The organism is Serratia sp. BIGb0163, assembly GCF_024809935.1.
Classification (GTDB): Bacteria; Pseudomonadota; Gammaproteobacteria; order Enterobacterales; family Enterobacteriaceae; genus Serratia; species Serratia quinivorans.
Genome location: NZ_JANUDZ010000002.1, coordinates 454836 through 465169 on the forward strand (window position 1 = coordinate 454836; position 10334 = coordinate 465169).

9 protein-coding genes and 1 other annotated feature are annotated in these 10334 nt (G+C 53.3%); of the genes, 5 read left to right on the forward strand and 4 right to left on the reverse strand.

Annotated elements, in window-relative coordinates:
* Window positions 1–230: 230 nt before the first annotated feature.
* Together M2406_RS13060 and tyrA are read left to right on the forward strand one after the other, a co-directional pair.
* Window positions 231–1304 carry a 3-deoxy-7-phosphoheptulonate synthase gene (locus M2406_RS13060; protein WP_012005324.1) on the forward strand — a complete coding sequence of 358 codons (1074 nt, stop codon included), beginning with the start codon at window positions 231–233 and terminating at the stop codon, window positions 1302–1304.
* A gap of 6 nt (window positions 1305–1310) precedes the next feature.
* The gene (gene tyrA / locus M2406_RS13065; RefSeq protein WP_012005325.1) at window positions 1311–2432 is read left to right on the forward strand and encodes a bifunctional chorismate mutase/prephenate dehydrogenase; all 1122 of its coding nucleotides are present in this window, start codon (window positions 1311–1313) and stop codon (window positions 2430–2432) included.
* Between the two features lie 41 nt (window positions 2433–2473).
* On the opposite strand, the gene pheA is transcribed toward tyrA, so the two are convergent.
* From pheA to bamD, 4 genes are all read right to left on the reverse strand, one after another.
* Window positions 2474–3631 carry a bifunctional chorismate mutase/prephenate dehydratase gene (gene pheA / locus M2406_RS13070; protein WP_012005326.1) on the reverse strand — a complete coding sequence of 386 codons (1158 nt, stop codon included), beginning with the start codon at window positions 3629–3631 and terminating at the stop codon, window positions 2474–2476.
* 42 nt (window positions 3632–3673) lie between these two features.
* Window positions 3674–3800: a sequence feature (Phe leader region), on the reverse strand.
* A complete protein-coding gene (gene pheL / locus M2406_RS13075; protein ID WP_198010413.1) occupies window positions 3752–3799 on the reverse strand; it encodes a pheA operon leader peptide PheL in 48 nt (15 codons plus the stop codon). (Overlaps the previous feature by 48 nt.)
* A gap of 122 nt (window positions 3801–3922) precedes the next feature.
* Window positions 3923–4264: a ribosome-associated translation inhibitor RaiA gene (gene raiA / locus M2406_RS13080; RefSeq protein ID WP_012005327.1), complete on the reverse strand. Its 342-nt coding sequence runs from the start codon at window positions 4262–4264 to the stop codon at window positions 3923–3925.
* Window positions 4265–4576: 312 nt separating this feature from the next.
* Window positions 4577–5308 carry an outer membrane protein assembly factor BamD gene (bamD, locus tag M2406_RS13085; protein ID WP_012005328.1) on the reverse strand — a complete coding sequence of 244 codons (732 nt, stop codon included), beginning with the start codon at window positions 5306–5308 and terminating at the stop codon, window positions 4577–4579.
* A gap of 131 nt (window positions 5309–5439) precedes the next feature.
* On the opposite strand from bamD, the gene rluD reads away from it, so the two are divergent.
* The 3 genes from rluD (at window position 5440) to clpB (ending at window position 9852) form a co-directional block, all read left to right on the forward strand.
* Complete coding sequence (gene rluD / locus M2406_RS13090; RefSeq protein ID WP_012005329.1) at window positions 5440–6417, forward strand: 23S rRNA pseudouridine(1911/1915/1917) synthase RluD; 978 nt, start codon at window positions 5440–5442, stop codon at window positions 6415–6417.
* A complete protein-coding gene (gene yfiH / locus M2406_RS13095; protein WP_259190283.1) occupies window positions 6417–7148 on the forward strand; it encodes a purine nucleoside phosphorylase YfiH in 732 nt (243 codons plus the stop codon). Before rluD ends, yfiH begins: the two co-directional genes overlap by 1 nt.
* Before the next feature lie 130 nt (window positions 7149–7278).
* Window positions 7279–9852 carry an ATP-dependent chaperone ClpB gene (clpB, locus tag M2406_RS13100; protein ID WP_017891681.1) on the forward strand — a complete coding sequence of 858 codons (2574 nt, stop codon included), beginning with the start codon at window positions 7279–7281 and terminating at the stop codon, window positions 9850–9852.
* The last annotated feature ends 482 nt before the right edge of the window (window positions 9853–10334 follow it).

The window sequence follows — 10334 nt, forward strand, 5'->3', positions numbered from 1 at the left end:
GAGATAAACGAAGATCTTGATTGATTTTGTTTATTTTTATTTATAAAACAATCAATTACATGTTTATTGTTATCTTTTTTAATATGGCATTTCAAGAGGGTTTGTCAGTGGTAATTTTTTATTTACAGATATCGGATTGAAAACTTTACATCACATGGTATGGTAAGGACCTGAAACGCTCAAGGTTGTATTAACGCTTACGCATAACGGCAAACGACAGGAATAGCATCATGCAAAAAGACGCGCTCAATAACGTTCATATCAGTGCAGAACAAATTCTGATCACTCCGGAAGAACTGAAGAACCAGTTCCCGCTCAGCGCCAGCGATGAAAATGAAATCGCTACCGCGCGTAAAACCATCGCTGATATTTTGCAGGGGCGCGATCATCGCCTGCTGGTGGTGTGCGGACCCTGTTCTATCCACGACCCGGATGCTGCCCTGGATTACGCCCGTCATTTGAAAACCCTGTCGGCTGAATTGAGCGATCAGCTGTATATCGTTATGCGCGTCTATTTTGAAAAACCACGCACCACCGTTGGCTGGAAAGGCCTGATCAACGATCCGTACATGGACGGTTCGTTTGATGTTGAAGCCGGTTTGCACATCGCGCGTCGTCTGTTGCTGGACCTGGTTGGCATGGGATTGCCGTTGGCCACCGAAGCCTTGGATCCGAACAGCCCGCAATACCTGGGTGACCTGTTCAGCTGGTCGGCGATTGGTGCACGTACCACAGAATCGCAGACTCACCGTGAGATGGCTTCAGGCTTGTCGATGCCGGTGGGCTTCAAAAACGGCACCGACGGCAGCCTGGGGACGGCAATCAACGCCATGCGTGCAGCGGCGATGCCACACCGTTTTGTCGGCATCAACCAGGCAGGGCAAGTGTGCCTGCTGCAAACGCAGGGTAACCCGGATGGGCACGTGATCCTGCGCGGTGGTAAAACGCCGAACTACAGTGCCGAAGACGTTGCGGCCTGTGAAAAACAGATGCGGGACGCGGGACTCCACCCGTCCTTGATGATAGATTGCAGCCATGGCAACTCGAATAAAGACTATCGCCGTCAGCCGACGGTTGCCGAGTCCGTGGTAGAGCAGATTAAAGCGGGTAACCGTTCGATCACCGGCATCATGCTGGAAAGCCACCTGCACGAAGGCAGCCAGTCTTCTGAGCAACCGCGTGCAGATATGCGCTACGGGGTTTCTGTTACTGACGCCTGCATTAACTGGGAGAGTACCCAGACGCTGCTGCGCCATATGCACCAGGAACTCGGCACTGCGCTGACGGCACGTACTGGAGAGTAGTAAGTTATGGTGGCTGAACTGACCGCGTTGCGCGATCAAATTGACGAAGTGGATAAGGCGCTGCTGGAGCTGCTGGCAAAACGCCTGCAGCTGGTGGCAGAAGTGGGTGAGGTTAAGAGCCACCACGGGTTACCGGTATATGTTCCCGAGCGTGAGGCGGCGATGTTGGCCTCACGGCGTCAGGAGGCAGAGAATCTGGGTGTACCGCCCGATCTGATTGAAGATGTACTGCGCCGGGTAATGCGTGAGTCTTATGTCAGCGAGAACGACAAAGGCTTTAAAACCCTGAACCCACAGCTGCGTCCTATTGTCATCATCGGCGGTAACGGCCAAATGGGACGGTTGTTTAATCGCCTGCTGACGCTGTCCGGCTACCAGGTCAAGGTATTGGATCAGCAAGACTGGCCGCAGGCCGATGCTTTGCTGGCAGACGCCGGAATGGTGATTGTCAGCGTGCCGATTCACGTGACCGAGCAGGTGATTGAAAGATTACCTCCGCTGCCGGCAGACTGTATCCTGGTCGATCTGGCGTCGGTAAAAAATCGCCCGCTAAATGCCATGTTGGCAGCGCACTCTGGCCCGGTGGTGGGTCTGCATCCGATGTTTGGTCCGGACGTAGGCAGCGTGGCCAAGCAGGTGGTGGTCTATTGCGATGGCCGCGAGCCGCAAGCCTATCAATGGTTGCTGGAGCAACTGCAGGTATGGGGCGCGCGTTTGCACCGTATCAGCGCGGTTGAGCACGATCAGAATATGGCCTTCATTCAGGCGCTGCGCCATTTTGCCACTTTTGCCTATGGTCTGCATTTGGCGGAAGAAAACGTTCAGTTGGAACAGTTGCTGGCACTCTCTTCACCAATCTACCGGTTGGAGCTGGCAATGGTCGGGCGGCTGTTTGCGCAAGATCCGCAGTTGTACGCAGATATCATCATGTCGTCGGAAGAGAACATTGCGTTAATCAAACGCTACTACCAACGGTTTGGCGAGGCGATAAAACTGCTGGAACAGGGGGATAAACAGGCGTTTATCCAGAGTTTCCAAAAGGTCGAGCATTGGTTTGGCGACTACGCGCAGCGTTTCCTGGTGGAAAGCCGTTCGTTGTTGCGCCAGGCGAATGACAGTCGACAGTAAAATATCTGGGTTCGGCAATGCCGAACCCTTTTTTATCTCATTCAGGATGGGTTGACCGGCACCACGTTGTCGCTGGGGTAGCAGCCCAACACCTTCAGCGAGCGAGTTATCGGCGTCAGATCCCTCAATGCTTTCTGCATTGATTCAGAACGCAGGTTAGCCTGCACATCGATATAAAACATTTCTTCCCACGGGTTGCCGTTAATCGGGCGAGATTCCAATTTAGTCATGATGATGCCGTTTTCGCGCAGCACCAGCAGCGCTTCAACCAGTGCACCAGACTGCTGCCCGGTGGCCATGATCAGCGTGGTTTTAGCCGGCACTTGCTCGGAGACGTCGATAGCCTTACGCGCCAGCACGATGAAGCGGGTGATGTTCTGCTGTTGATTGGCCAGATTGTGCTCCAGCACCTGCAGGCCATACAGTGCCCCGCCGGCTTCGCTGCCCAGCGCTGCGGCTTTTGGCGAGTTCAATTTGGCGACTTTTTCCATCGCTGCGGCAGTGCTTTCACAATATTCGATTTTCCAGTGCGGATAACGATTAATGAACTGGCTGCATTGCTGGAACGGCTGCGGGTGGCTATACACGGTTTCGATCTGGGCAAGATCGGTATCGCTGGCTACCAGGACGCAGTGATCGATAGGGTTGGTTAGTTCGCCGACGATCGACAGGCTGGTGTGCTGCAGCAGATCGTAGACATCGTTAATCGAACCTGAGCTGGTATTTTCAATCGGCAGAATGGCGTAATCCGCCTGGCCGGTTTCGACCTGGGTAAATATGTCCTGGAATTTCTGGCAACCGCACTCGATCAACTGGTCGAAATGACGAGCAGCGTATTGGCGTGCGGCCAGGTGTGAATAAGAGCCTTTCGGGCCGAGGAAAGCGATGCGGGCTGAATGCTGACTGACTTGATTGAGTTGGTTTTGCAGTAACGACTGCTGGGTTAATACCGAGTCTTCGATAATTAGCTGGAACAGGCGGGTGACGTAGAACCCGTCCAGATCGTAGGGTTTGGCGGCGGCGATCAGGGCGTCCAGCAGGTCGCGCTCACGCTCTTTATCCCGGATTGGGCGATGAGAGTGCAGCTTGGTTTTCCCTACCTCTACCGCCAGTTCACGGCGTTCTGCCAGCAGGGACAGCAGTTTCAGATCCAGTGCGCTGATGCGTTCGCGCAGCACGAGTAACGGGTTGTCAGTCATAATCAGCTTCTGCCTTATATTTTTTATACGTCGTAAATAGCCATAAAAAAAGCCCCCTGATTTCAGGAGGCTTTGCTGTTCGTCTTCGCATTCTTTATCACACGACGAAACGCCTCCCAATCAGGGGAAGGTAAAAAAGAATGCGAAGAAAAACGGTTTACGGAGCATGGGTTATCCAGAGTATGCGTGAGACAGGTTTTAAAGTAACCGCAGGCCTTTATCTCGTCAATAAAAAAACCAGACAAAAAACGCGCCCTCAGGCGCGTTTGATGTGAAACAGCCGCTAAACGGTTATTCCTGTTCCGGTTCGACTTCCGGAATGATGTCCTTCACGCTGGTCGCGGCACGGCGTGCTTCGCCTTTGTGCTGCACCTTATTCAACTGGCGTTCCAGCTTGGCGATCAGATCGTTAACGGCGGTGTACATGTCTTCATGTTTAGCGCTGGCGACCAGCGGGCCGTTAGGGGTAGTAATGGTGGCGTCGGCAACAAACCCTTTCGGTTCTTTGGATAAGACGATATGTGGGTTAATCAGTTGGGCCTGCCATTTTTCCAGTTTGGTGAGACGGTCTTCGACGTGACTGCGGATTGCGGGAGTGATATCCATTTGTTTGCTGGTAATGTTCAATGTCATATAACTTACCTCTCTGTCTTTCCGTCTTGGATGGATCCAGCATACCCCGCTTTTTGCTTAAATGCGTGATGAAAATCACGTATTTTTGTCACTTTTTGCAAAGTTAGTTCAATCTGTGATTCAGCATTTGAATTGGCTATCTAACGCTTGAGTCTTGTGAGCGGAACGCGCATTATTGAAAGGATAAGCGGTGGGGCAGACTTGCTAACATCGTGTTTTTGCTTGGGTATTTATCCAGCTCTGGTTAAGTTCGCAGCAAATGAAAACGGCAGCCAAGGCTGCCGTTTTGTTTTTCTGCCGTTGCCAATTCGGTTATGCCGGGTTGGCGGCAATCACTTTGGCCACTTTGTCGGCCTGACCGTTCAGTTGCAACTGCTTATACGCATTTTCCATCAGCGGCAGCGCGTCGCGCGTTGCTTTGGTATCCGGATATTCACGTAGCATCTGTTCGGCGCGATTAACGACCGCGACGTAGGCACCGCGTTTAGTGTAGTATTCCACCACCGAAAGCTCATACTTGGCCAGGCGGTCTTTCAGATACACCAGACGCTTGTTGGCATCGGTCACATACTGGCTGTTCGGGTACTGCTGAATCAGCTGGCTGAAATCGCGAAACGCAGCGCGAGCATGCTGTGGATCGCGGTCTGAACGATCGACCCCGAAGAAGCCTTGCAATGCACTGTCATCCAACGCCATATCGGTCAGACCACGCATGTACATCACGTAGTCGATGTTCGGGTGCGTAGGGTTCAGACGCATGAAACGATCGATAGACGCCTGAGCCAGTGGTAAATCGGCAGATTTGTAGTAGGCATAAATCAGGTCCAACTGAACCTGCTGAGAGTACGGCCCGAAAGGATAGCGGTTATCTAACGCTTCGAGTTGCGTAATCGCGCCCTTAAAGTTACCGTCCTGCAGTTTTTGCTGGGCAGTAGCATAGATTTCCGAAGGTGGGTTGTCGGGAACCGCATCCTTGGATGTGGAGCAACCTGCCAGCGCCAGGCTCAACGTGGCTGCCGCCACCAGATATTTCATACGCGTCATGACGTTTTGATTATCCTCAGGGTGTTATTCCGGGAGACTGTCCGTTAAGCTCCCGACAAAGACCAGTTACAATAGCACATTATATTAAACGGCATCGCCGTGAAAACCCAACGTTAACGAAGAAGCTGCATATGGCACAACAAGTACAACTCACCGCAACGGTGGCCGAATCTCAACTCGGACAACGTTTAGATCAGGCTTTGGCCGAATTGTTCCCTGATTATTCACGATCTCGCATAAAAGATTGGATCCTGGACAATCGGGTACAGGTTAATGGCAAAACGATAAACAAACCGAAAGAGAAGGTACTGGGGGGAGAGACGGTCGCCATTGATGCACAGATAGAAGAAGACGCCCGTTGGGAACCGCAGGACATCGCGCTGAATATCGTCTACGAAGACAGTGACATTCTGGTCATCAACAAGCCACGCGACCTGGTCGTGCACCCTGGCGCCGGCAACCCGGATGGCACGGTGCTCAATGCGTTGCTGCACTACTATCCTGAAATTGCCGATGTGCCGCGTGCCGGCATCGTGCACCGTCTGGACAAGGACACTACCGGTTTGATGGTCGTGGCCAAAACCGTTCCGGCGCAAACCCGACTGGTAGAAGCGCTGCAGGCGCGGGATATTACCCGTGAATATGAAGCGGTCGCCATTGGCACCATGACCGCCGGCGGTACTGTCGAAGAGCCAATTTCGCGCCATTCGACCAAGCGCACCCATATGGCAGTGCACCCGATGGGTAAACCCGCGGTGACGCATTACCGTATTATGGAGCACTTCCGTGCGCACACGCGCCTGCGTCTGCGTCTGGAAACCGGCCGTACTCACCAGATCCGTGTGCATATGTCACATATCAACCATCCGTTGGTGGGGGATCAGCTGTACGGTGGCCGTCCGCGTCCGCCAAAAGGTGCGTCGGATGCATTTATTGCCACGCTGCGCGGTTTCGATCGCCAGGCACTGCACGCTACCATGCTGCGTTTATATCATCCAATCAGCGGTATCCAGATGGAGTGGCACGCGCCGCTGCCTCAGGATATGGTCGATTTGATTAACGCGCTGAAAGCCGATACTGAAGAATTTAAAGATCAGATGAACTGGTAATGGATTCGCTTATCCTGCCCGATTGGCCGTTGCCTGCTGGGGTAAAAGCCTGCAGCACGACCCGTCACGGCGGCATCAGTTTACCGCCATATGACTCGCTCAACCTCGGAACCCACGTGGGTGATGATGCGCGGGCGGTGGAGGATAACCGCCAACGGCTGGTGGAGGGTGCCGGCCTGCCGCAGATGCCAGTCTGGCTGGAGCAAATCCATGGTACCCGTGTAGTGCGGCTGGATGGGCAAACGCCAGCCGACCTGCAAGCGGATGCCGTTTACAGTAATGTTCCGGGGCAAGTGTGTGCCGTGATGACGGCGGATTGCTTGCCGGTGCTGTTTTGCTCGCAGGCCGGTGATGAAGTTGCTGCAGCCCATGCCGGTTGGCGTGGGCTGTGCAATGGCGTGCTGGAACAAACTCTGGCTGCTTTTGCTGCTGAACCGGGTCGCATCAGCGCCTGGCTCGGCCCGGCAATTGGTCCGCAGCAGTTTGAGGTAGGGCCAGAGGTCCGTGCGGCATTTATTGCTGTGGATGACGCAGCGGCGGCAGCATTCACCCCCCAGGGTGATAAATTCCTGGCCGATATCTATTTATTGGCTCGTCAGCGCCTGCAACGCGCAGGCATTCACGCCATCTACGGTGGCGATCGCTGCACGGTGAGCGAAATCAGTCATTTTTTCTCCTATCGTCGCGATGGAATAACCGGACGTCTGGCAAGTTTAATCTGGCTGATATAACCTATTGAATTAGGACGGTCCAAAGACGCATGATGTAGTACCGAAAATATACAGTCGAAATAACCTTGAATTTTTGAGGGATGACCTCATTTAATCTCCAGTAGCAATTTCGACCCATCTTGGAGGTGTTATGCGTCTGGATCGTCTTACTAACAAATTCCAGCTTGCCCTCGCCGATGCCCAATCTTTAGCCCTTGGGCGCGACAACCAGTTTATTGAACCGTTACATCTGATGAGCGCTCTGCTCAATCAGGACGGGGGCACGGTTCGTCCACTCTTAACTTCTGCCGGTATCGATGCAGGGCGCGTGCGCACTGAAATCGAACAGGCACTGTCTCGGCAGCCTCAAGTCGAAGGTACCGGTGGTGACGTTCAACCGTCCCATGAACTGGTGCGTGTCCTTAACCTGTGCGACAAGCTGGCGCAAAAGCGGGCGGACAAATTCATTTCTTCCGAACTCTTTGTACTGGCGGTGCTTGAGGATCGTGGAACATTGACCGATCTGTTGAAAGCGGCCGGTGCGACAACCGATAAAATCAGCAAGGCTATTGAGCAAATGCGAGGTGGAGACAGCGTGGAAGATCAGGGTGCTGAAGACCAACGTCAGGCGTTGAAGAAATACACTATTGATCTGACCGAACGTGCCGAGCAGGGCAAGCTTGACCCGGTTATCGGCCGTGACGAAGAGATCCGTCGCACCATTCAGGTGCTGCAACGTCGTACCAAAAACAACCCGGTGTTGATCGGCGAGCCTGGCGTGGGTAAAACCGCCATCGTCGAAGGTTTGGCGCAACGCATCATTAATGGTGAAGTCCCGGAAGGCCTAAAGCATAAACGAGTGCTGTCCCTCGATATGGGGGCGCTGATTGCCGGGGCCAAGTACCGCGGTGAGTTTGAAGAGCGTCTGAAAGCGGTGCTGAGCGATCTGTCCAAACAGGAAGGCAGCGTCATTCTGTTTATTGATGAACTGCACACTATGGTCGGCGCGGGTAAAGCCGATGGCGCGATGGATGCCGGCAATATGTTGAAACCGGCGCTGGCACGTGGGGAACTGCACTGCGTCGGTGCCACCACGCTGGACGAATATCGCCAGTATATAGAGAAAGACGCGGCGCTCGAACGTCGTTTCCAGAAAGTCTATGTGGCGGAACCCAGCGTTGAAGACACCATCGCTATCCTGCGAGGCCTGAAAGAACGTTATGAACTGCATCACCATGTGCAGATCACTGACCCGGCGATTGTTGCGGCGGCGACCTTGTCACACCGCTATATCTCCGATCGTCAATTGCCGGATAAGGCTATTGACCTGATCGATGAGGCGGCGTCCAGCATCCGTATGCAGATGGACTCCAAGCCGGAATCGCTCGATCGTCTGGAGCGCCGCATTATTCAGCTTAAGCTGGAGCAACAGGCGCTGAGTAAAGAGTCGGACGACGCCAGCAAGAAACGTCTGGAAATGCTTAGCGGTGAGCTGGAGCAGAAAGAGCGTGAATATTCAGAGCTTGAAGAAGAGTGGAAAGCGGAAAAAGCCTCACTCTCCGGTACGCAGAATATCAAAGCGGAACTTGAGCAGGCCAAGATAACCCTGGAGCAGGCGCGCCGCGTCGGCGATCTGGGGCGGATGTCGGAACTGCAGTACGGCAAGATCCCAGAGTTGGAAAAACAGCTTGCTGCCGCCACGCTGGCCGAAGGCAAAACCATGAAGCTGTTGCGTAACCGGGTGACCGACGCAGAAATTGCCGAAGTATTGGCGCGGGCTACCGGTATTCCTGTTGCCAGAATGCTGGAAGGCGAGCGTGACAAGCTGTTGCGTCTGGAGCAGGAGCTGCATTCTCGGGTGATTGGCCAGGATGAAGCCGTGAGCGCGGTATCTAACGCCATTCGCCGTAGCCGAGCTGGGCTTTCAGATCCAAACCGTCCAATCGGTTCGTTCCTGTTCCTCGGCCCGACCGGGGTGGGTAAAACAGAACTCTGTAAGGCGCTGGCCTCGTTCCTGTTCGACAGTGACGATGCCATGGTGCGTATCGATATGTCCGAGTTTATGGAAAAGCATTCGGTATCGCGGCTGGTGGGTGCGCCTCCGGGCTATGTCGGGTATGAAGAGGGCGGTTATCTGACCGAGGCGGTACGTCGTCGACCTTATTCAGTGATCCTGCTGGATGAAGTCGAGAAGGCGCACCCAGATGTGTTCAACATTCTGCTGCAGGTCTTGGACGATGGGCGGCTGACCGATGGTCAGGGACGTACCGTTGATTTCCGTAATACCGTGGTGATCATGACTTCTAACCTGGGGTCCGATCTGATCCAGGAACACTTCGGTCAGATGAACTACGCGCAGATGAAGGAATCGGTGATGGAAATGGTCACGCATCATTTCCGTCCGGAATTCATCAACCGTATAGATGAGGTGGTAGTGTTCCACCCACTCGGCCAGAAACACATTGCCGAGATCGCCAAGATTCAGTTGGCGCGTCTGTACAAACGTCTGGAAGAGCGTGGTTACGAAGTCACTATGACCGAACCGGCGTTGGAGCTGCTGGGCAAAACTGGTTTCGACCCTGTGTATGGTGCGCGTCCATTGAAACGCGCTATCCAGCAGGAGATCGAAAACCCATTGGCGCAGCAAATCCTTTCCGGCAAGTTGATTCCGGGCAAACCGGTGACGCTGGATGTGGAAGACGAGCACATCGTCGCTAAACAGTAACGGCTATCTATAGTCATTGCGATAAAAGGGAGCGGGCGACCGCTCCCTTTTCTTTATCTGTTTTCATTGCTCTTAGAGAGTTTTCCGGGCTAATGGCCTTAAAACACCACTTTTCCGGCTAATAAATATCCTAAAAGGCCTTTATTGGTTGTTATTTGAACGCTTGAAAAGTTTTTTGCATTTAGGGGTTGCGGCCTTCTGAGAACTCCCTATAATGCGCCTCCACTGACCGGGAACAACGACTCCTCTAACGAGAACCAAGTCGCCCAGCCAGGAAGAAGCAAGCCTGTGAAAACACCGTTTCTTAATAAGAAAAAAGCTTGACTCTTCAGCGGGAAAGCGTAATATGCACCTCCCGCGTTACCGAGAGTTATCTCCGTAACGAACGCTCTTTAACAATTTATCAGACAATCTGTGTGGGCACTCCACAAGACGATATCCAGAACCTTCGGGTTCGAAAAAATATCAAGTCTTGAAGAGTG

Bases quoted from the DNA above. Each gene is read 5' to 3' on its own strand.
- M2406_RS13060 (WP_012005324.1), top strand. From the start codon at position 231: ATGCAAAAAGACGCGCTCAATAACGTTCATATCAGTGCAGAACAAATT.
- tyrA (WP_012005325.1), top strand. From the start codon at position 1,311: ATGGTGGCTGAACTGACCGCGTTGCGCGATCAAATTGACGAAGTGGAT.
- pheA (WP_012005326.1), bottom strand. From the start codon at position 3,631: ATGACTGACAACCCGTTACTCGTGCTGCGCGAACGCATCAGCGCACTG.
- raiA (WP_012005327.1), bottom strand. From the start codon at position 4,264: ATGACATTGAACATTACCAGCAAACAAATGGATATCACTCCCGCAATC.
- bamD (WP_012005328.1), bottom strand. From the start codon at position 5,308: ATGACGCGTATGAAATATCTGGTGGCGGCAGCCACGTTGAGCCTGGCG.
- rluD (WP_012005329.1), top strand. From the start codon at position 5,440: ATGGCACAACAAGTACAACTCACCGCAACGGTGGCCGAATCTCAACTC.
- yfiH (WP_259190283.1), top strand. From the start codon at position 6,417: ATGGATTCGCTTATCCTGCCCGATTGGCCGTTGCCTGCTGGGGTAAAA.
- clpB (WP_017891681.1), top strand. From the start codon at position 7,279: ATGCGTCTGGATCGTCTTACTAACAAATTCCAGCTTGCCCTCGCCGAT.